Origin of the sequence: Paracoccus marcusii, from assembly GCF_028621715.1 — a bacterium.
Lineage (GTDB): Bacteria > Pseudomonadota > Alphaproteobacteria > Rhodobacterales > Rhodobacteraceae > Paracoccus > Paracoccus marcusii.
Genome location: NZ_CP117466.1, coordinates 1,828,951 through 1,851,867, shown reverse-complemented (window position 1 = coordinate 1,851,867; position 22,917 = coordinate 1,828,951). Strand labels below are relative to the sequence as shown.

Annotated in this window: 23 protein-coding genes and 1 tRNA gene; 12 read left to right on the top strand and 12 right to left on the bottom strand. The window is 68.3% G+C overall.

From position 1 onward, the window contains the following. Positions 1-92: 92 nt before the first annotated feature. Together dnaG and PRL19_RS09230 are read right to left on the bottom strand one after the other, a co-directional pair. A complete protein-coding gene (gene dnaG / locus PRL19_RS09235) occupies positions 93-2,003 on the bottom strand; it encodes a DNA primase (protein WP_273742734.1) in 1,911 nt (636 codons plus the stop codon). A 42-nt stretch (positions 2,004-2,045) separates the two neighbouring features. Next, positions 2,046-2,630 carry a TetR/AcrR family transcriptional regulator gene (locus tag PRL19_RS09230; protein ID WP_252929986.1) on the bottom strand — a complete coding sequence of 195 codons (585 nt, stop codon included), beginning with the start codon at positions 2,628-2,630 and terminating at the stop codon, positions 2,046-2,048. A 40-nt stretch (positions 2,631-2,670) separates the two neighbouring features. On the opposite strand from PRL19_RS09230, the gene PRL19_RS09225 reads away from it, so the two are divergent. Together PRL19_RS09225 and PRL19_RS09220 are read left to right on the top strand one after the other, a co-directional pair. Further along, a complete protein-coding gene (locus PRL19_RS09225) occupies positions 2,671-2,955 on the top strand; it encodes a hypothetical protein (protein WP_273742733.1) in 285 nt (94 codons plus the stop codon). A 58-nt stretch (positions 2,956-3,013) separates the two neighbouring features. Continuing rightward, the gene (locus PRL19_RS09220; RefSeq protein WP_273742732.1) at positions 3,014-4,192 is read left to right on the top strand and encodes an alpha-hydroxy acid oxidase; all 1,179 of its coding nucleotides are present in this window, start codon (positions 3,014-3,016) and stop codon (positions 4,190-4,192) included. Here the strand turns inward: PRL19_RS09220 and PRL19_RS09215 are convergent. Then, on the bottom strand, positions 4,189-5,148 hold the full coding sequence (locus PRL19_RS09215) for an acyltransferase family protein (protein ID WP_273742731.1): 960 nt from the start codon (positions 5,146-5,148) through the stop codon (positions 4,189-4,191). The two genes, PRL19_RS09220 and PRL19_RS09215, sit on opposite strands and share 4 nt — an antisense overlap. A gap of 209 nt (positions 5,149-5,357) precedes the next feature. Between PRL19_RS09215 and PRL19_RS09210 the strand changes: the two genes are divergently transcribed. From PRL19_RS09210 to gluQRS, 3 genes are all read left to right on the top strand, one after another. Continuing rightward, the gene (locus PRL19_RS09210; RefSeq protein WP_045982043.1) at positions 5,358-5,987 is read left to right on the top strand and encodes a 50S ribosomal protein L25/general stress protein Ctc; all 630 of its coding nucleotides are present in this window, start codon (positions 5,358-5,360) and stop codon (positions 5,985-5,987) included. 101 nt (positions 5,988-6,088) lie between these two features. After that, a complete protein-coding gene (trmFO, locus tag PRL19_RS09205; RefSeq protein WP_273742730.1) occupies positions 6,089-7,426 on the top strand; it encodes a methylenetetrahydrofolate--tRNA-(uracil(54)-C(5))-methyltransferase (FADH(2)-oxidizing) TrmFO in 1,338 nt (445 codons plus the stop codon). Further along, positions 7,408-8,232 (top strand): tRNA glutamyl-Q(34) synthetase GluQRS, encoded by an 825-nt coding sequence (gene gluQRS / locus PRL19_RS09200; RefSeq protein ID WP_273742729.1) that lies wholly within the window; start codon positions 7,408-7,410, stop codon positions 8,230-8,232. Before trmFO ends, gluQRS begins: the two co-directional genes overlap by 19 nt. On the opposite strand, the gene hisI is transcribed toward gluQRS, so the two are convergent. After that, a complete protein-coding gene (gene hisI, locus PRL19_RS09195; protein ID WP_127898056.1) occupies positions 8,229-8,585 on the bottom strand; it encodes a phosphoribosyl-AMP cyclohydrolase in 357 nt (118 codons plus the stop codon). The genes gluQRS and hisI overlap by 4 nt on opposite strands. 72 nt (positions 8,586-8,657) lie before the next feature. Between hisI and PRL19_RS09190 the strand changes: the two genes are divergently transcribed. After that, positions 8,658-9,095, top strand: coding sequence for an iron-sulfur cluster assembly scaffold protein (locus PRL19_RS09190; RefSeq protein WP_045982039.1), 438 nt, complete (start codon positions 8,658-8,660; stop codon positions 9,093-9,095). Between the two features lie 273 nt (positions 9,096-9,368). Here the strand turns inward: PRL19_RS09190 and recG are convergent, their stop codons facing one another. From recG to sciP, 4 genes are all read right to left on the bottom strand, one after another. Beyond that, on the bottom strand, positions 9,369-11,489 hold the full coding sequence (gene recG, locus PRL19_RS09185; protein WP_273742727.1) for an ATP-dependent DNA helicase RecG: 2,121 nt from the start codon (positions 11,487-11,489) through the stop codon (positions 9,369-9,371). Then, positions 11,462-13,651, bottom strand: coding sequence for an NAD-dependent DNA ligase LigA (gene ligA, locus PRL19_RS09180; RefSeq protein ID WP_420704388.1), 2,190 nt, complete (start codon positions 13,649-13,651; stop codon positions 11,462-11,464). The genes recG and ligA overlap by 28 nt, the downstream gene beginning before the upstream one ends. A gap of 75 nt (positions 13,652-13,726) precedes the next feature. Next, the gene (gene ctrA, locus PRL19_RS09175) at positions 13,727-14,437 is read right to left on the bottom strand and encodes a response regulator transcription factor CtrA (RefSeq protein WP_042249236.1); all 711 of its coding nucleotides are present in this window, start codon (positions 14,435-14,437) and stop codon (positions 13,727-13,729) included. Positions 14,438-14,536: 99 nt separating this feature from the next. Beyond that, complete coding sequence (gene sciP / locus PRL19_RS09170; protein ID WP_042249233.1) at positions 14,537-14,812, bottom strand: CtrA inhibitor SciP; 276 nt, start codon at positions 14,810-14,812, stop codon at positions 14,537-14,539. Positions 14,813-14,989: 177 nt separating this feature from the next. Here sciP and mnmA point away from each other — a divergent pair, with 177 nt between their 5' ends. Continuing rightward, a complete protein-coding gene (gene mnmA, locus PRL19_RS09165; protein WP_252929978.1) occupies positions 14,990-16,159 on the top strand; it encodes a tRNA 2-thiouridine(34) synthase MnmA in 1,170 nt (389 codons plus the stop codon). Here mnmA and PRL19_RS09160 read toward each other — a convergent pair. After that, positions 16,131-16,541, bottom strand: coding sequence for a SufE family protein (locus PRL19_RS09160; protein WP_045982037.1), 411 nt, complete (start codon positions 16,539-16,541; stop codon positions 16,131-16,133). The genes mnmA and PRL19_RS09160 overlap by 29 nt on opposite strands. Before the next feature lie 119 nt (positions 16,542-16,660). Here PRL19_RS09160 and PRL19_RS09155 point away from each other — a divergent pair, with 119 nt between their 5' ends. The 5 genes from PRL19_RS09155 to modC all read left to right on the top strand — a co-directional run bounded on the left by PRL19_RS09155 (position 16,661) and on the right by modC (position 19,999). Beyond that, complete coding sequence (locus PRL19_RS09155) at positions 16,661-17,164, top strand: hypothetical protein (protein ID WP_273742726.1); 504 nt, start codon at positions 16,661-16,663, stop codon at positions 17,162-17,164. A 42-nt stretch (positions 17,165-17,206) separates the two neighbouring features. Next, positions 17,207-17,296: transfer RNA gene (locus PRL19_RS09150), tRNA-Ser, on the top strand. 146 nt (positions 17,297-17,442) lie between these two features. Next, positions 17,443-18,201 carry a molybdate ABC transporter substrate-binding protein gene (gene modA / locus PRL19_RS09145; RefSeq protein ID WP_273742725.1) on the top strand — a complete coding sequence of 253 codons (759 nt, stop codon included), beginning with the start codon at positions 17,443-17,445 and terminating at the stop codon, positions 18,199-18,201. Next, positions 18,198-18,905, top strand: a complete 708-nt coding sequence (gene modB / locus PRL19_RS09140) for a molybdate ABC transporter permease subunit (protein ID WP_273742723.1) — start codon at positions 18,198-18,200, stop codon at positions 18,903-18,905. The genes modA and modB overlap by 4 nt, the downstream gene beginning before the upstream one ends. Continuing rightward, positions 18,902-19,999, top strand: coding sequence for a molybdenum ABC transporter ATP-binding protein (modC, locus tag PRL19_RS09135; RefSeq protein WP_273742722.1), 1,098 nt, complete (start codon positions 18,902-18,904; stop codon positions 19,997-19,999). Before modB ends, modC begins: the two co-directional genes overlap by 4 nt. Positions 20,000-20,106: 107 nt before the next feature. On the opposite strand, the gene PRL19_RS09130 is transcribed toward modC, so the two are convergent. From PRL19_RS09130 to PRL19_RS09120, 3 genes are all read right to left on the bottom strand, one after another. After that, positions 20,107-22,110, bottom strand: a complete 2,004-nt coding sequence (locus PRL19_RS09130; protein ID WP_273742721.1) for a Hint domain-containing protein — start codon at positions 22,108-22,110, stop codon at positions 20,107-20,109. Between the two features lie 178 nt (positions 22,111-22,288). Then, positions 22,289-22,477, bottom strand: coding sequence for a hypothetical protein (locus tag PRL19_RS09125; protein ID WP_273742720.1), 189 nt, complete (start codon positions 22,475-22,477; stop codon positions 22,289-22,291). A gap of 72 nt (positions 22,478-22,549) precedes the next feature. Further along, the gene (locus tag PRL19_RS09120) at positions 22,550-22,915 is read right to left on the bottom strand and encodes a hypothetical protein (protein ID WP_273742719.1); all 366 of its coding nucleotides are present in this window, start codon (positions 22,913-22,915) and stop codon (positions 22,550-22,552) included. Positions 22,916-22,917: the final 2 nt, after the last annotated feature.

Genomic DNA, 22,917 nt, shown 5'->3' with positions numbered 1-22,917 from the left:
CGCAAAGTTGCTTCGGTTCTAGCGTGCTTCCCGGCCGAATCAAAGGCCGGGCGCGCTGATGATTCGCAACCCCCGGGGGTTGCGAATCGCGGTCACCGCCGGGGCGGCTTGCGCCAGATCTGGCCCGACAGCCAATCCGACAATTGCGCCGACATGGCGTCGCGATCCTCGTTCATGTCGCCCGACGTCTCCATCTCGGGGTTCTCGGCCCGGTGGCGGGCGCGGGTTATCTGGCTGATGCGCCATGTCAGTCCCTCATCGGCCTCTCCCTGGATCTCGGATTCGGCGCGGGGCAGTTCGTGCGTCGTGGCGCGCGCGACCTCGATGCGGTCCAGAAGATCCAGCAGCATCGTCACGGCGCCGTCGTCGTCCTTCCGTTCGATGATTGCGGGCGTCAGGCCCAGATGGGCGTCGCGGCGCAGGGTTTCAAGGCCGCGCCGCCCGGCCGGGCTGTCGGTATGGGTCAGCAGATCATGAAGCAGCGCCGCGCGGTCCGGGTCGCGCGGCAGCACGCGTTCAAGACGCGCCTCGACATGCGCCACGACTGAAGGGCGCAACGCACAGATCAGCAGGGCGGCGCCCTCCAGCGTCCCCTCTCCCTGTTCCGGGACGTTGATCCCCACCGGCAGGGACGCCGCCCGCGGGGCCATCGAGGCCCCTTGGCGCCGGGCCGGACCACGCCCGGCCGCGCCCCCCCGCGGGGTGGTCTTGCGGGCGCCACCGCCGAACAGCTCCCACTGCTTGCGCCGGATATCTTCGGAGTACAGCGCGCGGGTACGTTCATCGGGGATGCGGGCAACAGCCTCGGCCAGGCGGCGATCCAGGGCCGCCTTGCGTTCGGGGCTGTCGAAGACCTGCCCCTGCGTCTCGCGCGCCCAGAGCAGATCCAGCATGGGCCGTGCCTGATCCAGCAGCGCCCCCATCGCGCTCGGGCCGGATGCCTTGATCAGATCGTCGGGATCCTGCCCCGCGGGCAAAATGACAAAGCGCAGTGCCTGTCCGGGTCCGGTCAGCGGCAGCGCCAGGTCGATCAGCCGCTGCGCCGCGCGCTGGCCCGCCGCATCGCCGTCCAGCGCGATCACCGGTTCGGGCGAGACGCGCCACATCAGGCGCAGCTGCTCCTCGGTGATGGCGGTGCCCAGGGGAGCCACCGCCCCCTCGAACCCCGCGCGGGCCAAGGCGATCACGTCCATATAGCCTTCGGCCACGACCAGCCGCTGGCCCTTGGCGACCGCGCTGCGTGCAGGGCCCAGATTGTACAGATTGCGCCCCTTGTCGAAAAGCGGCGTTTCCGGGCTGTTGAGGTATTTCGCCCGCGCGTTCGGGTCCATCGCCCGGCCGCCAAAGCCGATGCAGCGGCCCTGTCCGTCGCGGATCGGAAAGATGATGCGCCCCCGGAACCGGTCATAGGCCGCGCCGCCGCCTTCGGGCCGGGCGGACATGCCGGCCTCGACGATCTGATCCTCGGCAAAGCCCTTGTCGCGCAGAGCCGCGGTCAGGGCGGTGCGGTGATCGGGGGCAAAGCCGATCTCGAACCGGTCCAGTGCGGCGGCGTCCAGGCCGCGGCGGTCTAGGTAATCGCGCGCATCCGCCGCGGCGCCGGTCTGCAACTGCAGGCGGAACCAGCGGCAGGCGGCCTCGGTCACCTCCAGCAGCCGCGTCCGCCTGTCGGTCTTTTCGCGGGCACGGGGGTCGGGTTCGGGCATGGTCAGCCCGGCCTCGGCGGCCAAGAGCTTGACCGCCTCGATGAACTCCATCCCGTCATGGTCGCGCAGGAAACCGATGGCGTCGCCCTTGGCCTGACAGCCGAAGCAGTAATAATAGCCCTTCTGGTCGTCGCAGTGAAAGCTGGCGGACTTTTCCTGGTGGAAGGGGCACGGTGCCCACCAATCGCCGCGCGCCTGGTTCGACTTGCGCAGATCCCACGTGACCTTCTTGCCGATCACCCGGCTGATCGGGACGCGGTTGCGAATCTCATCAAGGAAACCGGGGGGCAGGGACATGGGCGCGATTATCCGGCATGGCGCGGGGGGCAGCAAGCGCCTTCAGGCACCCACGGCGCCGCGGGCCAGCCCCCAATAGATCTGGGCGATGCGGCCCCGGTCCAGGCGCCCGCCCTCGCGGTACCAGTTCGTCACCCCGGTCAGCATCGCGATCAGGGCCAGTGTGGTCAGCTTGGGATCCTCGATCCGCATGGAGCGGGAGGCGACCCCGTCGCGCAGGATCCGCTCCAACGCGGCCTCGTACCGGCCCCGCAGCGCCGCGATGCGGCCGAAATTGTCGGGCGTCAGGTTGCGCAGCTCCATATAGGACAGGAACACCGCGTCGCTGTGATCAAGGCTGAAATCGATGTGGAACCGCACGAAGCGTTCCAGCCGCGCCAGCGGATCGGCCGCCGGATCGTCCGACCAGGCGTCCAGCAGCTCCTGCATGTGGCTTTCCAGCAGGTCGGCCAGCAGCGCCTGCTTGTCGGGCGTATAGGCGTAGAGCGCGCCGGCCTGCACGCCCACGGCAGCCGCGATCTGGCGCATCGACACGGCGGCATAGCCCTGCCGCGCGAACAGGCGGCGGGCCTTGTCGCGGATCAGGGGGCCGGTGATTTCGGCGCGGGAACCGGTGGTGCGGGCCATGGCCCCGTGTCTAGCGCGCAGCCGTGGCCGAGGGAAGGCGTTGCCGGGCGCCCACGGCCCGCGTATCGTCGCCGCCATGAAGCACGCCCTGATCCTTGCGCTGACGCTGGCCGCCTGCACCGCCGACGGGGACTATCCCCGCCTGCTGCCGACGGAACAGGCGCTGGCCAAACCCGCCCTGCCCGCCCATGCGACCGCGGCCCGCACCGACCCCACACCGCTGGAGGATGCGACCGCCGCCCGTGCAGCCGCCCTGCAGGCGCGGGCCGATGCGCTGCGCGGCCCTGTGGTCGATCCGGGCCTGCGGGGACGCGCGGGCGGGTGATTGCCAGGGGCCCGCGCAACTGGTAATAAGTTTTGACCAGTTCGCGAAAGGCCATGCCATGCCCGTCATCACCTGCATCGACGATCTCAAGCGGATGCACCGCGCCCGCACGCCCAAGATGTTCTACGATTACGCGGAATCGGGCAGCTATACCGAACAGACCTTTCGCGACAACACGACCGATTTCGCGCGGCTGAAGCTGCGCCAGAAGGTCGCCGTGGACATGTCCGACCGCCGCCTGTCGCGGCAGATGGCGGGTCAGGCAGTGACCATGCCGGTGGCGCTGGCTCCGGTCGGCATGACAGGCATGCAGCATGCCGACGGAGAGATCCACGCCGCCCGCGCGGCCGAGAAGTTCGGCGTGCCGTTCTGCCTGTCCACCATGTCGATCTGTTCGATCGAGGACGTGGCCGCGCACACGACCGCGCCCTTCATGTTCCAGCTGTACGTGATGAAGGACCAGGATTTCGTGGCCGCCATCATCGAACGCGCCAAGGCCGCCAACTGCAGCGCGCTAGTCCTGACGCTGGACCTGCAGATCCTGGGCCAGCGGCACAAGGACCTGAAGAACGGCCTGTCCGCGCCGCCCAAGATGACCCTGCCCACGGTGCTGGACCTGGCCACCCGCTGGCGGTGGGGCATGGGCATGCTGAAGACCAAGCGCCGCTTCTTCGGCAATATCGTGGGCCATGCCAAGGGCGTGGGCGACACCTCCAGCCTGATGAGCTGGACGGCGGAGCAGTTCGACGAGCGCCTGGACTGGGACAAGATCGCCAGGATCCGCGACATGTGGGGTGGCAAGCTGATCCTGAAGGGCATCCTGGACCCCGAAGACGCCCGCATGGCCGCCGATTTCGGCGCCGATGCGATCATCGTCAGCAACCATGGCGGGCGCCAGCTGGACGGTGCCCTGTCGTCGATCCGGATGCTGCCCCATATCGTCAAGGCGGTGGGCGACCGGGTCGAGGTCCACATGGACAGCGGCATCCGGTCGGGTCAGGACGTGCTCAAGGCGCTGGCGCTTGGCGCGCACGGCACCTGGATCGGACGGGCCTGGCTGCACGGGCTGGGCGCGATGGGAGAGGCCGGCGTGACCCGCGCGCTGGAGATCATCCGCAAGGAGCTGGACATCAGCATGGCGCTGTGCGGCGAACGCGACCTGGACAATATCGGGCCCGAGCATCTGCTGATCCCGCGCGACTTCCTGGACGAATACCAGATCGGCCAGCCGGCCTAGAACAGGCGCGACAACCAGCGGTGGCGTCGGCCCGCGAGGCTGACGCCCCAGACCAGCAGGAACGGCAAGGCGATCCCCAGGACCGCCGTGACGCCGGGATGGTCCACCCCCAGCTTCGGCAGCCCCTGCAGAACAATCACGTGCAGCACATAGATCCCCGCCGCCGCCCGCCCCAAGGGCAGCGCCGTGTCAGGCATCCGCAGCCGCATTACCAGCAGCAGCAGCGCCGGACACAGGATCAGGTGGCCGACCGGGATCTCCAGCAGCGGCTCCTCTCCGATGCGGCGCAGCCAGTACAGGCTTTCGCCGATGGTCAGGACCAGCCCCCCCGCGACCATCGCCCACAGAAGGGCCGTCGACAGGCGCGGCGGATGCACGGCCATCAACCAGCCCATCACCAGATAGGGATAGAGGTAGAAGGGGCCGTTGCGATAATGTTCGACGGGCATCTCGGACAGGCCGGCCATCCGCGCGTATTGCAGCGCGACCCCCACCAGCCCCAGCACGACCGCCGACGCGACCACGGCCCCCGATCCCAGCAGCCGCACCGCGCCCAGGATCACGCCGGAGATCGCCAGCCCCTCCAGAAACCACAGGTGCATGAAGCCAAGCGTCAGTTCGGTCGCGGTCAGTCCAAGGGGCCGGTTCGTGTAATAGGGCCACAGGAACAGCAGATAGACCGCCGACCAGACGGCATAGAGCACCAGCAGATGCCCCACCCAATCCGACAGCCGCGCCCGCCGCAGCACCGATGCCAGGAAATACCCCGCGATCAGCGTGAAGACCGGCACCGCGACGCGCAGCACGCTGTTGCCCGTGGCCAGCGCGACCAGGCCCGCATCGCCCCAGGTCCGGAACGTCTCTCGGGCAAGGCCCGAATGCGCGACGACCACGAAGGCGGCCAGCACCACCCGCAGATAGTCCACCGACATCTGCCGCGTCTGCGTCTTGTCCACCGCTGCCCCCAAGCCCCGCCCACGCCTTGCGCGCAGGCCCTGTCGGCCCATAGGGCCGGGGGGACCGGCAAGTCAATTCACCTGCGCGCATGCGTCGCGCGGCGTGGTATTTCTGACTTCACATCCGGGCCTGTCTGCGCTAAGGGCACCGCTTGGCGCCACGCACCCTTGGAGGGTGGCGTCTTCAATCATGGTTAAGGATTAAGAAAATGGCCAAAGAGATTCCGAATCTGGTGGCCGAGGCACGCGCGGGGTCAGGCAAGGGGGCCGCCCGCCAGACCCGCCGCGAAGGCAAGGTGCCCGGTATCGTGTATGGCGACGGCAAAGAGCCCGTCTCGATCGCGTTCGACTTCAACAAGCTGCTGACCACGCTGCGCGCCGGCCGCTTCATGTCCACGCTGTGGAACCTGCAGGTCGAGGGCCAGGACGATGTCCGCGTCATCTGCCGCGGCGTCCAGCGCGACGTCGTCAAGGATCTGCCGATCCACATCGACTTCATGCGCCTGCGCCGCACGTCCAAGGTGAACCTGTTCATCCCGGTCGAGTTCATCAACGAGGACAAGTGCCCCGGTCTCAAGCGCGGTGGCACCCTGGTCACCGTGCGTCCCGAGGTCGAGCTGGTCGTGACCGCGGGTGACATCCCCGATCATCTGACCGTGGACCTGGAAGGCCGCCAGATCGGCGACACTATCCACATCAGCGACGTCACGCTGCCGAACGGCGCCAAGGCGACGATCGACCGCGACTTCGTCATCGCGAACCTGGCCGCACCGTCGGCCCTGCGCGCCGAGGATGATGCAGAGGACGGCGACGCCGCCGAGGCAGCCGCCGAGGCCTGATCCCGCGCGGATCGGTCGCATGACCCTGGGGGCGGTGCCGACGGCGCCGCCCCTTTCCATTCCGCCACGGCCTTGCTAGCCCACCCGTCAAGGAGACACGCATGGAACCCGTCCACATCATCGGTGCCGGCCTTGCCGGATCGGAAGCCGCCTGGCAGATCACCCGGATGGGCGTGCCCGTCGTGCTGCACGAGATGCGCCCGCAGGTCGAAACCTTTGCCCACAAGACCGGCGACTGCGCCGAGATGGTCTGTTCGAACAGCTTCCGGTCCGATGACGACGTGATGAACGCCGTCGGCCAGCTGCACTGGGAGATGCGGGCCGCCGGCGGTCTGATCATGGAGATGGCGGGCCGTTACCGCCTGCCCGCGGGCGGCGCGCTGGCCGTGGACCGCGAGGCCTTTTCGGCCGCCGTCACCGCCGCGCTGCAGGCGGAGCCGCTGATCACCATCGTTCCCGGAGAGATCACCGAACTGCCCGGCACCGGCAACTGGATCGTGGCGACGGGGCCGCTGACCTCGGACGCGCTGGCCGGGGCGATCCGCGGCGTGACGGGGACGGACGCGCTGGCCTTCTTCGACGCCATTGCGCCCATCGTGCATGCCGACACGATCGACATGTCGATCGCCTGGGAGCAGTCGCGCTATGACAAGGGCGAGACGGAGGCCGAGCAGAAGGCCTATATCAACTGCCCGATGAACCGCGACGAATACGAGGCCTTCATCGACGCGCTTCTGGCCGCCGACAAGACCGAGTTCCACGAGGGCGAGACCGCGGGCTATTTCGATGGCTGCCTGCCCATCGAGGTCATGGCCGAACGCGGCCGCGAGACCCTGCGCCACGGTCCGATGAAGCCCGTGGGCCTGACCAATGCCCACAAGCCTCAGGAAAAGGCCTATGCCGTGGTCCAGCTGCGCCGCGACAACGCGCTCGGCACGCTGTACAATATCGTGGGCTTTCAGACCAAGATGAAATACGGTGCGCAGACCCAGGTGTTCCGGATGATCCCTGGCCTGCAGAATGCCAGCTTTGCCCGGCTTGGCGGCATCCACCGCAACAGCTTTTTGAACTCACCGACGTTGCTGGACGACCGCATGCGCCTGCGCCTGGCGCCGAACCTGCGCTTTGCCGGGCAGGTCACCGGGGTCGAGGGATACGTCGAAAGCGCCGCGATGGGGCTGCTGGCAGGGCGCATGGCCGCAGCCCAGGCCCTGGGGCGCGATCTGGCGCCGCCGCCCTTCACCACCGCGATGGGCGCGCTGGTCAACCACATCACCGGCGGGGCCGAGGCCAAGACCTTTCAGCCGATGAACGTGAACTTTGGCCTGTTCCCGCCCCTGCCCGACAGCCGGTCGGGTCGCCGCGGCCGCAAGGACCGCTATCCCGCCTACACGCAGCGCGCCAAGGACGATTTCAACGCATGGCTGGCCGCCCAGTAACACGGTTCGCGCCGTCGCCCACGGGGCTGCTGCACCTGGGCCATGCGTTTTCGGCCCTGACCGCGGCGGCGCAGGGGGATTTCCACCTGCGGATCGAGGATATCGACCGCGACCGCTGTCGCCCGGAATACGAGGCCGCGATCTTCAAGGACCTGGCTTGGCTGGGCCTGGACTGGCCGCGGCCGGTCATGCGCCAGTCCGACCGCATGCCCGCCTATCAGGACGCGCTGGCGCGGCTGGCGCCATTGACCTATCCCTGCCGCTGCCGCCGGGGGGATATCCGCGCAGCGCTGTCCGCCCCGCAGGAGGGCGCCCTGCCTGCCGGGCCGGATGGCCTGATCTATCCGGGCACCTGCCGCCACCGCGACCTGCGCGATGCCGGCCCTGATGACGTGATCCGGCTGGACGCCGGTCGCGCCTTCGACGCGCTTGGGCTGGACAGCATCGGGTTCACGGATCAAGGCCGAAGCCACATCCTTACCCGTCAGCAGTTCCTTGCGGGCATCGGCGACGTCGTCCTGTCGCGCCGGGGGATGGGTACGTCCTATCATCTGGCGGTTGTCGTGGACGACGCCGCACAGGGGATCACGCTGGTGACGCGGGGGATGGACCTGTTCGCGTCGACCCATATCCACGTGCTGCTGCAGCACCTGCTGGACCTGCCGACGCCGGCCTATCTGCACCACCGGCTGATCCGCGACACGGCGGGGCGGCGGTTGGCGAAGCGCGACGATGCCCGCGCAATCCGCCAGTACCGGTCGGACGGAGCGTCCCCGGACGACATCCGCCGCATGGTCGGGCTTTAGACCATCGGTTCGGTCAGCACGACCTCGGCCCCGTCCCGGATGCCGGTGTAAAAGCAGCTGCGCCGGTTCGTGTGGCAGGCGGGCCCGGTCTGGTCGACCAGCACCAGCAGACAGTCGCGGTCGCAGTCGACGCGCATCTCGACCAGCGCCTGAACGTGGCCCGAACTTTCGCCCTTGATCCAGAACGACGACCGCGACCGCGACCAATAGGTCACGCGTCCTGTCTCCAGCGTCCGGGCCACGGCGTCGGCGTTCATCCAGGCCATCATCAGCACCTCGCCCGAGGCGGCGTCCTGCGCGATGGCGGGGATCAGGCCGGCCGCGTCATATTTCAGGCTGAGGGGGTCGAACATCGGGTTTCCTTTCGGCATGGCCGTCCCTATCTACTCATCGACCCGCGCTGATGAAACCCCAAGGGATGACGCATGGCCGAAACCGATCTGATGCAGCTTTACTCGCGACGCATCCTCGCGCTGACGACCGCCATCCCCCATCAGGGCCGGCTGGACGACGCACAGGCGAGCGTCCAGCGCCGGTCGCCGCAATGTGGATCGTCCGTGACTGTGCACCTGTCGATGGCCGATGGCCGCATCAGCGATTTCGCGCAGGAGGTGCGGGCCTGCGCCCTGGGTCAGGCTTCGGCATCCGTGCTGGGACAGGCGGTGATCGGCATGGACCGGGCGGGCATCGTGCAGGCGCGCGATCAGCTGCGCGCGATGCTGACCCAGGATGCCCCCGCCCCCGGCGCGCCCTTTTCCGACCTCGAGGCGCTGACGCCTGCGCGCGCCTATCCCAACCGCCATCCGTCGATCCTGCTGGCCTGGGACGCCACGCTGGAGGCGCTGGACAAGGCATCCGCATGAAAAGGGCCGGCCTCCTGCGGGGCCGGCCAGGTGCGCGAGCTTTGGGGACGGATGGCGCACAGGCGGGGCGCCATCCCTGCGTCGCGGGGCAGTCGGTCAGACCTGCAGCATGGCGGGCAGCCACAGCAGGACAATGGTGGTCAGGCTGAGCGCGGCGGCCCCGATCAGGTCGATGGCAGTGTCTTTGGTCATGACGGCAACTCCTCTCTGTTGCCTCTTTGTTCTCATGTTCTCTCGATTCGGTAAAGAACTTTTTAAGAACATTCCGCCTTGTCAGCCAACCTGGATCAGTCGAATCGCATGATCCTGCTGCATCAGCCACATCAGCAGCCGCAGCGCCTGCCCCCGCGGGGTCTCCAGTGTCGGGTCGCGTTCCAGCAGCGACCGTGCGTCCTGGCGCGCCACCGCCATCAGCCCGGCCTGGTGTTCCAGGTCCGCGATGCGGAACCGCGGCAGGCCCGATTGCGCAGTGCCGATCACATCGCCCGCGCCCCGCATCTCAAGGTCGACCTCCGCGATGCGGAACCCGTCCTCGGTGTCGCGCAGCGTGGTCAGGCGGCGGGCCCCGGTCTCGTTCAAGGGCCCATGATACATCAGCAGACAGGTCGAGGCGCCTGCCCCGCGCCCGACCCGACCCCGCAGCTGGTGCAGCTGCGCCAAGCCAAAGCTTTCGGCGCGTTCGATCACCATGATCGTGGCCTGCGGCACGTCCACGCCGACCTCGATCACGGTGGTGGCGACCAGCAGCTGCGCCGTACCGTCGGCGAAATCGGCCATTGCCGCGTCGCGTTGGTCGGGGGGCATCTGGCCGTGGATCAGCCGCACCCTGTCGCCGAAGATCGCGCGCAGATGGGTGAACCGCGCCTCTGCCGCGGTCAGGTCGGTGACCTCGCTCTCCTCGACCAGGGGGCAGACCCAATAGGCGCGCGCGCCCTGCGCCATCGCGGCGCGCAGGCGTTCCGTGACCTGGTCCAACCGCGTGTCCGCGATCATCACCGTGGTGATGGGCTGGCGCCCCGGCGGCTTTTCGTCCAGCACCGACAGGTCCAGATCGCCATATTGCGACAGGGCCAGCGAGCGGGGGATGGGCGTTGCGGTCATGATCAGCATGTCGGGCGGCACGTCGCCCTTGGCCGACAGCTCCAGTCGTTGGGCCACACCGAAGCGGTGCTGTTCGTCGATGATGGCCAGGCGCAGGTCGTGGAAGGTCACGTCCTTCTGGAAGACCGCATGGGTGCCGACCAGGATGTCGATGCGGCCCTCCGCCAGGTCGGTCAGGATCTGGCCGCGCAGGTCGCGCTTGTCGCGCCCGGTCAGCGCGGCCAGCCGCGCCCCTGCCGCACGCGCCAGCGGTTCCAGCGCGCGGGCATGCTGGCGGGCCAGGATCTCGGTGGGCGCCATCAGCACGGCCTGGCCCCCGGCCTCGACCGCGACCAGGGCAGCCATAAGCGCGACCAGCGTCTTGCCCGCGCCGACATCGCCCTGCAGCAGGCGGTTCATGCGGCGCGCACTGGCCATGTCATCGGCGATCTCGGCGATCGCGCGGCTCTGAGCGCCCGTGGGCGGCCAGGGCAGGCTTTGCAGCACCCGCGCGCGCAGGGTGCCGTCACCCGCGCTGGCCCGCCCCTTCAGCCGCCGCTTGTCCCGCCGCACCAGTGCCAAGGTCATCTGATGGGCCAGAAATTCGTCATAGGCCAGCCGCGCCCGCGCCGGGCTGTCGGGCGACAGCGCGCCGGGCGATTGCGGCGCATGCGCCTGGTGCAGCGCATCGGCAAAGGAGGGCCAGCCGCGCTGCGCGATAAGCTGTGGGTCGATCCATTCCTCGACCGGGGGCAGCCGGGTCAGCGCGGCATCGACCGCCTTGGCCATGCCCTTCTGCGTCAGCCCCGCCGACAGGGGATAGACGGGCTCGAAGCTGGGCGGCAGCGCATCGCCATTCGCCAGGATGTGGTCGGGATGCACCATCTGGGCCAGTCCGTCGAACAGCTCCAGCTTTCCGCTGAGGATGCGGCGCGCGCCCACGGGCAGCTGGCTTTCGATCCAGTTGTCGCGCGGACGGAAGAACACCAGCGTCAGGTCGCCCTCTCCGTCGGTGCAATGCACCCGGAACGGGCGGCCGCGGACCTGGGGCGGGTGGTGGCGCGTGACGGTCACCGTGATCGTCACGATCTCGGGCGCGCGGGCGTCGGCGATGCGCGCGATGCGGCGGCGGGTGATGCCGCTGGCCGGCAGCGTCAGGACCAGGTCGCGCGGCTTGTCGATGCCCATCTGTTCCAGCGCGGCGCGCCCCTTGGGGCCGATGCCGGGCAGCGTGTCGATGGCCGCGAACAGCGGGAACAATGCGGGCGGGCGGCCCTTGGGGGCGGTCATCCGGCCCCCGCGATGCGCAGCCATTCTTCCTCGTCGATGACGGTGACGCCCAGGGCCTCGGCCTTGGCGGCCTTGGACCCCGCCCCGGGCCCCGCGATCAGCAGGTCGGTCTTGGCGCTGACGGACCCCGCGACCTTGGCCCCCATCGCCTCGGCCCGCGCCTTGGCCTCGGCGCGGGTCATCCGCTCCAGCGTACCGGTGAAGACCAGCGTCTTGCCGGAAATCTCGGTCTGCACCGCATTGGCGGTATCGACCGGCCGGATGTCCAGAAGGGTCGCCAGCCGGTCGATGCTGGCGCGTTCTGTCGGCTGCGCGAACGTCGTCACCAGCGAATCGACCAGCACCGCGCCGATGCCGTCGATGCCGGTCAGCTCGGCCCAGTTCGGGCTGTCGGCCAACGCCACGCGACGGGCCTTGTCGTCCGGGGCGGCAAAGGCGGGCTCCCGTGCCGCCCCGTCGATGGCGGCGATCAAGGCAGGCCAGTCGTGGAAATGGCGGGCCAGGGTCGCGGCCGCGACCTCGCCCACATGGCGGATGCCCAAGGCAAAGATCAGCCGGGCCATGGGGATCGAACGGCGATCCTCGATCGCGGCGAACAGCTTTTCGGCCGAGCGTTCGCCGAACCCCTCGCGGTTCTTCAGCTTGGTGAAGTTTCGGGCGTCGCGATCGGCCAGGGTGAAGATGTCGGCGGGCTCGCGGATGGGCAGCTGATCGTCTGCGAAGAACATCTCGATCTGCTTGGCGCCCAGCCCGTCGATGTCGAAGGCTGCGCGGCTGACGAAATGCTTCAGCTTCTCGACGGCCTGCGCGGGGCAGATCAGGCCGCCGGTACAGCGGCGCACGCTGTCGCCCGGCTCGCGGATCGCCTCGGACCCGCATTCGGGGCAGTGCGACGGAAAGACATAGGGCACGCTGTCCGCGGGCCTGCGCGACAGGTCGACATCGGCGATCTTGGGGATCACGTCGCCGGCGCGATAGATCTTCACCCAGTCACCCTCACGGATGTCGCGACCGTCACGGATGGGTGCGCCAGAGCTGTCCCGCCCGGCGATGTAATCCTCGTTGTGCAGGGTCGCGTTGGACACGACCACGCCGCCCACGGTCACGGGCTCCAGCCGCGCGACGGGGGACAGGGCGCCCGTGCGACCGACCTGGATCTCGATCCGCTCCAGCCGGGTCCAGGCGGTCTCGGCCGGAAACTTGTGCGCCAAGGCCCATCGGGGCGTGGTGGACCGAAAGCCAAGCCGCCCCTGGAACGCAAGGTCGTTCACCTTGTAGACCACGCCGTCGATGTCATAGCCCAAGGTGGCGCGCTGCTGTTCGATCTCGGCCCAGGTGGCGATCATCTGCGCGGTGTCGGTGCACAGGCGCGTCAATGGGTTGGTTTGGAACCCCAGGGCGGCCAGCCGCTCCACGGAGGCCATCTGCGTCGGCGCCAGCGGTTCGGACAGCTGCCCCCAGCCATAGGCGAAGAAGCGCAGCGGCCGGCGCGCGGTCACCGCCGGGTCGATCTGGCGCAGCGATCCCGCGGCCGCGTTGCGCGGATTGGCAAAGACCCGCCCCGCATCGTTCAGCGCCGCAAAGTCGTCATGCGCCATGTAGACCTCGCCGCGCACCTCAAGGATGGCGGGGACGTCGCCCTCCAGCTGGTGGGGGATGTCGGAAATCGTGCGGGCGTTGGCGGTCACGTTCTCTCCCACCACGCCATCGCCGCGGGTCGCGGCATGGACCAGCACGCCGTTCTCATAGCGCAGCGACAGGGACAGCCCGTCGATCTTCGGCTCGGCCGTCACCTCCAGGGGCATGTCGGGGTCAAGGCCCAAAAAGCTGCGGACGCGGGCGGTGAAGTCGGCGACGTCGCCCTCGGTAAAGGCATTGCCCAACGACATCATGCGTTGCGCGTGGACGATCTTGCCGAAGCCCTCGGCCGGGGCGGCGCCGACCTTGCCGGTCGGGCTGTCGGGCAGCGCCAGATCGGGAAAGTCCCGCTCAAGCGCCGCCAGCTGCGCCTTGAGCGCGTCGTATTCAGCGTCCGATATCTGCGGTGCGTCCTCGGCGTGATAGGCCTTGTTCGCGGCGGCGACCCGCGCCGCCAGATCCGCGATGCGGTCCGCGGCCTGACCGCGATCCATCTTCCGGTCCGGTTGCCCCACCGACTTGTCCTGCGCCATCGCCGCCCCCATCATCCGCATCCGGCCGAAACACGCGACCGTCTCAGATGTGGGTATCGCCCAAGGGCAGGCAATCGTCCAGAAGCCGTATCAGGCCCCGATCGCCAGACGTTCCGCCTGCCCCGGACCCGGATCGCGCAGGACATAGCCGCGGCCCCAGACCGTCTCGATATGGCTCTCGCCGCCCAAGGCCTCGGACAGCTTCTTGCGAAGCTTGCAGATGAACACGTCGATGATCTTCAGTTCGGGTTCGTCCATGCCGCCGTACAGGTGGTTCAGGAACATCTCCTTGGTCAAGGTCGTGCCCTTGCGCAGGCTCAGCAGTTCCAGGATCTGGTATTCCTTGCCGGTCAGGTTCACCGGCTTGCCCTTCACCTCGACCGAACGGGCGTCCAGGTTGACGGTGATCTCTCCGGTCCGGATCAGCGCCTGGCTGTGCCCCTTTGAGCGGCGGATGATCGCCTGGATGCGGGCCTGCAGCTCTTCGCGGTTGAAGGGCTTGGTCATGTAATCGTCCGCGCCGAAGCCGAAGCCGCGCAGCTTGCTTTCCGTGTCGTCGGACCCGGTCAGGATCAGGATCGGCGTGTCGATGCGGGCCAGGCGCAGATGGCGCAGGACCTCCATCCCATGCATGTCGGGCAGGTCCAGATCCAGCAGGATCAGATCGTAATCGTACAGCTTGGCCAGATCGATCCCCTCCTCGCCCATGTCGGTCAGGAACACGTTGTAGCTGGCCGCCGTCAGCATCAGTTCGATCGCCCGTGCAGTGCTTGGGTCGTCTTCTACCAGAAGGATTCGCATGGCTTGGTCTTTCCCCGATTCGCCGAAGGTCATGTCCCGACAATCTGACGAACAGGTTAATATGTCGTTACCACTTGCATTCCTTCTGCGTCATGCACCCTATGGTTGTCTATACTTTTGAAGCGCCGTCACCTTCAAAGCCGCCTTTCCGTGGCGCGCGACCGCGGTGCACCAGCCGTCGAACTCCTCCTCCGACAAGCCATAGCGGCGCAGCGCGTCGTCGCGGCTGATCAGCCCGTGCGACACCGCCAGCACGACCGTCTGCTTGCGGCTGGCGACCCATCTGGTGTCGGCCATCGGCAGATCCGCCACGCTGAGGATGCGCCCATCCGCCAGTGTCACGATCCGCGGGCCTGTGGTCTTTTTCACGAACATTGCAGCGTCCTTCCGTCACGTTCTGCAAGTTCTGGTCGAAAGCACTTAAGGCGCGGTTAGCCTGATCGGGATTTCGACCCCGGCCGGGGTTGAGAATCCGACCAATTTGCCTATATTTTGACGCAAATCCCTTTGCCGCCCGACCAGCACCGCCCTTGGCGGGCCGAAAGATCATCCATGACCCTGACCGCTGCCCTGCGTGCCGATGCGCCCGCGACCGAACTGAACAGCCTTGGTTTTGCAAAATCCCCTGCGCAGACGCGTGTCGTCGTGGCGATGTCGGGGGGCGTGGACAGTTCAGTCGTCGCGGCGCAGCTGAAATCCGAAGGCTATGACGTCATCGGGGTCACGCTGCAGCTGTATGACCACGGGGCGGCACTTGCCAAGAAAGGCGCGTGCTGCGCGGGCCAGGATATCCACGATGCCCGTCGCGTGGCCGAACGCATGGGCTTTCCCCATTATGTCCTGGATTACGAGAACAAGTTCCGCGAATCGGTCATCGACGAATTCGCCGACGCCTATCTGGCCGGCGCGACGCCCGTTCCCTGCATCCGCTGTAACGAACGGGTCAAGTTCCGAGACCTGCTGGAAACCGCGCGCGATCTGGATGCCGACTGCATGGCGACCGGCCATTACATCCAGCGCAAGGACGGTGCGCATCGCGCCGAACTGCACATGGCGGCCGACCCGAACCGCGATCAGAGCTATTTCCTGTTCTCGACCACCCAGGAACAGCTGGACTTCCTGCGCTTTCCCTTGGGCCATCTGGTCAGCAAGGCCGAGACGCGCGCCCTGGCCGCCGATTACGGCCTGTCCGTCGCGGACAAGCCCGACAGCCAGGATATCTGCTTTGTCCCCAACGGCGACTATGCCGCGGTGATCGAGAAGCTGCGCCCGGGTGCCGCAGATCCCGGCGAGATCGTCGACCAGCAGGGCACCGTCCTGGGCACCCATCGCGGGGTGATCCATTATACGATCGGACAGCGACGCGGGTTGGGCATCGGCGGCGGCAGCCCGCTCTATGTGCTGCGGCTGGAGCCGGAGACGCGCCGCGTCGTCGTCGGCCCGCGCGAGGCGCTGTCGACGCGCACCATCGCCGTGACCGAGGTGAACTGGCTGGGCGATCAGCCCTTCGAGGGAGAGATCGCGTGCCTGGTCCGCATCCGGTCCACCCGCCCGCCGCGGCCCGCGATCCTGCGCCCCCTGCCCGGCCGCCGTGCCGAGGTCGAACTTCTGGACCCCGAGGACGGCGTCAGCCCCGGCCAGGCCTGCGTCTTCTACGAGGCCGAGGGCACGCGCGTCCTGGGCGGCGGCTGGATCAGCCTGCGTCGGCGGCCAGCTGCCTGATCCGGGCGATCATCGCGCGCACGCCGTTCGATCGTTGCGCCGACAGGTGTTCGTCCAGCCCAAGGCGCGCCAGCGCGGCCTGGGCGTCCACCGCCTCGACCTGGTCCACCGGCAGCCCTGCATACAGCGCGTGCAGCACCGCGATCAGGCCGCGCACGATCAGCGCATCGCTGTCGCCCTGAAAGTCAAAGCTGCGCCCCTCGATCCGCGGCAGGATCCAGACCTGGCTGGCGCAGCCGTCGACCTTGGTGGCCGGGACCTGCACCGCGGAGTCCATGGGCGGCAGGGCCTTGCCCATCTCGATCAGGTGGCGATAGCGGTCTTCCCAATCGTCCAGAAAGTCGAAGGTTTCGGCGATGTCCTCGAAGGCGGGGGTGGCCATGGGTCTCTCCTGATATCAGGGGTCATGGCCTAGCGCGCCGCGGCGGTCAGGTCAAAGAGGCTTTTCGGCGCGGCCCGGATCGCCTATCACGGGGCCAAGGACCGCCAAGGGGACATGCCATGACCAGACTTACCGTGCCGCTGCTGATCGGCGCCCTGATCCTGTCCGGCTGCGGGCGGTTCGGCGACAGCGGCTGGAACCCGCTTGGCTGGCGTGGCGCGGGTGCGTCGACCCCCGAAACCCTGGCCCCGGAAGGCGGCTATCCCACGGCCCAGGACGCCCGCCCCGCGGTGCCGCAGATCCTGGGTGCCGAATGGCAACCGCTCAGCGACGGCCGCCTGCTGGTGCTGCGGGGCTTTGCACCGGTCAAGGGCTATCACTCGGCCACCCTGGTCCGGTCGGTGCCGCGGTCCGGCGACCAGCTGCAGCCCGACCCGGACGGCGTGCTGCGCCTGCGCTTCGTGGCCTCGCCCCCGGTCGCGGACAACCCCGCGGCGGCCCTGCTCGCAAATCCCGTCACGGACACGATCACGGTGGCGCTGCCGATCAGCTTCCTGCGTCTGTCGCGCCTGTCCGCGATCCAGGTCGAGGGCGGCGACCGCGTGATCACCCTGACCCGCTGAAGGCTTGCGCAAACGCCCGCGCCGCGCTAGTCCGCAGCGGTCGGAGGCGTGGCAGAGTGGTTAAATGCACCGGTCTTGAAAACCGACGTGGGTGAAAGTCCACCGTGGGTTCGAATCCCACCGCCTCCGCCATCCCCAACTCATCTGATCTGATCTGATCTGATCGTCCGCACCCCGACCCTGCCTGTGCGTCGATATGTCCGCCGGAAAATAGCGCTTGCCAGGTCCGCCCTTCGTTGCGTTATATCCACCCGGACATATCACCGATGGAGATTGCCATGCCCGGCCCGGATCGCCTTGCCCTTGCCGCCTGCGTGGCGCTGATCGCGTTCCCCGCGCTGGCCGACGACGTCACCATCTTTGCCGCCGCCAGCCTGACCGACGCGCTGGACCGCATCGCCGCCCAGTGGAGCGAAGAGACCGGCCAGACGGCCGTGATGTCCTATGCCGGCTCGTCCGCCCTGGCCCGCCAGATCCAGCAGGGCGCGCCCGCGGACATCTTCATCTCGGCCAGCGAGGAGTGGATGGACGCGGTTCAGGCCTCGGGTGATATCCGCCCCGACACGCGCCGCGACCTGCTGGGCAACAGCCTGGTGCTGATCGCGCATGGCGACGCGGCCCCGGTGATCATCGACACGACGCTGGACCTGACGGCGATGCTGGACGGGGGGCGGCTGTCCATGGCGATGGTCGACAGCGTCCCGGCGGGCATCTATGGCAAGGCCGCGCTGACCCAGCTGGGGCTGTGGGACGCGGTGGCGCCCATGGTCGCGCAATCGGACAACGTGCGCAGCGCCCTGACCTTCGTCGCGCGCGGAGAGGCGCCCCTGGGCATCACCTATGCCACCGACGCCGCCGCGCAGGACGACGTGACCATCCTGGGCACCTTTCCCGCCGACAGCCACGACCCGATCGTCTATCCCGCCGCCGTCACCGCGCAGTCGGACAATGATCAGGCGCAGGCCTTTCTGGACTATCTGTCGTCGGACGCGGCACGGGCGGTCTGGACAGAGTTCGGCTTCACGACCCCACAATGATCGACGCCGTCACATCCTGGCTGGGACCGACCGAATGGCAGGCGGTGCGCTTGTCGCTGTGGGTCGGGCTGGTCGCCACGCTGGTCAGCCTGCCATTGGGCATCGTGACCGCCTATGCCCTGGCGCGCTGGTCCTTTCCCGGCAAAGGGATCCTGAACGGCATCGTCCACCTGCCGCTGATCCTGCCGCCCGTGGTCACGGGCTATCTGCTGCTGGTCACCTTCGGGCGGCGGGGCAGCGTCGGGCAGTCGCTGGAGACGGTGGGCATCGTCTTCTCGTTCCGCTGGACCGGGGCGGCGCTGGCGGCCGCGATCATGGCCTTTCCGCTGATGGTGCGCGCCATCCGCCTGGCGATCGAGGCGGTCGATCCCCGGCTGGAGGCCGCGGCGGGCACGCTTGGCGCCAGCCCTTCTTGGGTGTTCGCCACGGTGACCCTGCCCCTGATCCTGCCCGGCGTGCTGGCCGGATCGATCCTGGCCTTTGCCAAGGCGATCGGTGAATTCGGGGCGACCATCACCTTCGTGTCGAACATCCCCGGCCAGACCCAGACCGTCCCCTCGGCCATCTATGCCCTGCTGCAGGCGCCGGGCGGAGAGGCGGCGGCCGGGCGCCTGGTTCTGGTGTCGATCACCATCGCCATGACCGCGCTGCTGCTGTCAGAGGTTCTGGCGCGCCACGTCGCGCGTCGGGTGGCAGGCGCATGACGCTGCAGGTCCGCCTGACCCACCGGTTTGCCGGGTTCGACCTGGACGTGGCGTTCGACGCGCCCCCGGGGCTGACGGTGCTTTTCGGGCCATCCGGTTCGGGCAAGACCACGGTCGTGAACACGGTCGCGGGCCTGCTGCGACCGGATGCGGGGCGGATCGCGGTCGATGACTGGGTCCTGACCGACAGCGCACTGCGGCGCCACCTGCCCCCCCACCGCCGCCGCCTTGGCTATGTCTTCCAGGAGGGGCGGTTGTTCCCGCATCTGTCGGTCCGCCAGAACCTGCTCTATGGCCGGTGGTTCGCGCCGCGCGACACCACCGTGCCCGATCTGGATCGCGTGGTGCAGATGCTGGGCATCGACCCCTTGTTGGCCCGCCGCCCCGGAACCCTGTCCGGCGGAGAGCGCAGCCGCGTGGCCATCGGGCGCGCCTTGCTGGCCGCCCCGCGCCTGATCCTGGCGGACGAGCCGCTGGCCGCCCTGGACGAGGCCCGCAAGGCCGAGATCCTGCCCTATTTCGAACGCCTGCGCGACGAGTCCGGCGTGCCAATCCTCTATGTCAGCCATTCCAGCGCCGAGGTCGCGCGGCTGGCCACCACCGTCGTGGCGCTGCGGGCCGGGCGGGTCGCGGCCATCGGGCCGCCGGCGCAGGTCCTGGGCGATGCGGGCGCGGTTGGTGCGGACACGGCATCGGTCCTGACAGCGCAGGTCACCGGCCACGATGCGGACGGGCTGACACGGCTGCAGACGGGGGCGGGTCCGGTCTTCGTCGCCCGCCTGGATGCCCCGCCCGGCACGCATGTGCGCCTGCGGGTGGGGGCGCGCGACGTCATCCTGTCACGGGATCGGCCGCAGGGCCTGTCGGCGCTGAACATTCTGGCGGGCCGAATCGCCGCGATCACGGCCGAGGAAGGACCGAACGCGCAGGTCGTCCTGACCGTTGGGTCCGACACGCTGACGGCTCGCCTGACGCGCCGCTCCGTCGCCGCGATGGGTCTTGCGCCGGGGCAGCCCTGCCACGCGATCCTGAAGACCGTGGCGGTGGCCGCCGGTGACATCGGCGCATTGCACACTGTCCCGCCCGCGACGTGACCGCATCTTCGGATGCAGAAATTTGATGGCCGACGCCGAAATGACCGGTTACCGCAACCGAAGGTGGCATGCCTTCGGATGCAGTGGCCGTGAACGCTTGGTCCTGGTCAGCAGACCAGCGTCTTGCCGTTGCGGCGGTGGCGCTGAACCATCTTCTGGGCCTTGCCGCCGGGCACGAAGGGCCGTGCGGGTTCCGACGGGCCGGCACGCAGTTCGGGGAACAGCGTGAAGATCTCGTCCTGCGCGGCCTGGCCCAAGGACTTCATCGCCTGGGGCCCGGTATACAGCGACTCGGTCTGCGCGTCGTTCGAGAAGACGATCTCGTGGCGGGCGAACAGGATGTGATAGTACTGGACCGAGTCCACCGCGACCTCATCGACGCCGTCCAGCGCGGTCAGCTGACGTGCGGCGACCAGAACCTCGGTCGTGCCGAACATGCGCTGCGCGATGGCCGACCGGACCAGCACGCGATGCTGCGGCGACACCATCAGGTCGCGGCTTGGCAGATCCTGCCCCAGGGCGCCCGCGCGGATGCGGATCGGACGCAGCTTGGGAACCATGGTCAGATCGACGCGGTCCAGCGCGCGCCCCCCGATCCAGCGGATCGGACGGGCGCCGTTGTCGCGGGTCTCGACCAGGTCGCCCACGCGCAGGTCCTCGACCGCGACGTCGCCATTGGGGGTGCGGATCATCGTGCCCGCGCAGAAGCAGGGAATGCCCATCCCGTTCAGGCGCGACGGCGTCAGGCTGTCGGGATCGACGTCGCGCATCCACAGCTCTTCCCCGTTCGGGAAGGAGATGACGGCGTACTTGTTGTCCCACTCGTCCACATCGGCGCGGATCTTGACGTCTGACAGGTCGATCGGGTTGCCATCGGCATCATGCAGGCCGCTGAGGTCCAGCACGTCCGCGGCGGCGGGGTTGCCCTCGCTGTCCAGCTCGTCCCCGAACCCGAACCCGCGGATCGTGTCATGGCCAAAGCCGTCGGTCAGGACCAGCGTGTCGACCTCGGCATCAGGACGGCTGACGGCGGCGAACAGATCGCCGTTCATCGAGATCTCGTCGTTGCCAAGGCCGCCGATGATGGTATCGGCGCCCCACCCGCCTTCCAGGACGTCGTTGCCGTCGCTGCCGATGATCATATCGTCGCCCGCATCGGCAAAGACGCGGTATCCATCGACGCCTGCCGCCGATCCGTCGATCACGTCATGACCGCCGCCGGTCCGCAGGTTCTGCATGTTCAGGAACCGCAGATGCCCGTCCACGCCGCCCAGGGCGTCGATGTCGCCCGAGCTGGAGCTGTCCAGCACGACATGCACGCCGGGCGCGGATTCGGTGGGCTCCGACGGGGCGGACTGCCAGGCGTTCAGAGTGTTGTACCCCCCTTCGCCGTCGTACAGGTCGTTCCCGATCGGCGCGTCGCTGCCGCCGTTGCCCCAACGATAGCCGTCGTCACCGTCCCCGCCATAGGCGACGTCGTCGCCGCCGCCGGTCTCGATCACGTCGTTGCCGTCGCCGCCATGGACGATGTCGTTGCCGCCGCCGCTCTGGATGTAGTCTGTGCCCGAGCTGCCGTGGATCGTGTCATTGCCGTCGCCGGAATAAAGGCGCATGCCGACCGTGTGCGTCGGGCCATCGACATACAGGATGTCGGCATTCGAGGCGTCGACATTGTGGTTGCCGTCGCCCAGGTACACCCGCTCGATTCCCTGGAACTCGATGGTGTTGCCGTTGGAATCGGTCGCGGTCCCCGCCTCGGTCGAGGAATAGGTGACCGTCATGTCGGCGTCGCTGTCCGGGTTCAGGCTCAGCGTGTCGCCGCCGTTGTGGTTGTAGGGATCGAAGGTGTAATTCTCGGACCCCGTCATGCCGATGACATAGGAACCGTCGAAGACGGGCACATGCCCGTCGCCACCGATATACGTGTCGTGCTCACCACCCTCGGCCGATCCGTTCCAGGTCAGATGGTCCGCGCCCTCGCCACCGTCGACGGTGTCATTTCCGGGACCGCCGTCGATGGTGTCATTGCCGGGGCCGCCGTTGATCGTGTCGCCCTCGGCGGTGCCCACGATCGTGTCGTCACCCGTGGTTCCGGGAAGATCTGCGGCCATGGATAGTCCTCACAATGTCGCTGGTTACATCACATGCCGCGGGTCGCTGAGGGCTTCTGCCCGGCGATTCGCACCCGCTGACTTATGTCGGTTTAGTCCAAAACGCTGCCCAATTGAGAGTTGTCCTTTTCTACAGGCCACGGGCATGGCACGGCCCCGCCGCACCATGCCGCGCCGGTCAATAGATCAGCACGAGGGCACCGATCACCCCGCCGAACACCAGCGCGAAGATCGCCCAGTGCAGCAGGACGCTGTGCGGCGTGGTCGGGGGTTGCACCAGGCGCCAGTCATCGACCGGGCCGGGTTGCGCGTCCATGTCGGTCGGTGCCGGGGGCGTGGCCGCCCGGTCTTGGTTCATCTTTGTCATCTGGATGTCCTGAAAGAATGAGGTCGCGACGAACCGCCCGCCGGGGCGGTGTCCGTTCAGATCGTCATTGTTTCAGGGGCGTGGCGGCGCGCGGGGCCTGCGCGTCCGCCGGACAGGCCGCGGGGGTGCGGCGCGGCGTGCCTGCGGCAGGACCAGCCTGACGGGCGCACGCGGGGGCGGCGGCGAAAACGGTTCCGGATCGGCCCCCGCGGCGGGTGACGGCACCACCGGCACGCCCTGACGGTCGACCAGCGCGACGGTCGCGGGCAGGCCGAGCTGTGACAGGCGGTCGCCAGACAGATGCGGCACCTGCCGTTGCCAGGCCGGATGGGAAACCGCAACCGCCGCGACCAGCAGCAGGACCGCGCAGACGGCCCACAGCCTCAGGACAACGGTCCTGAGGCCGTTATGGGATGCGGCGTTCGGCGGGGCGGACATCG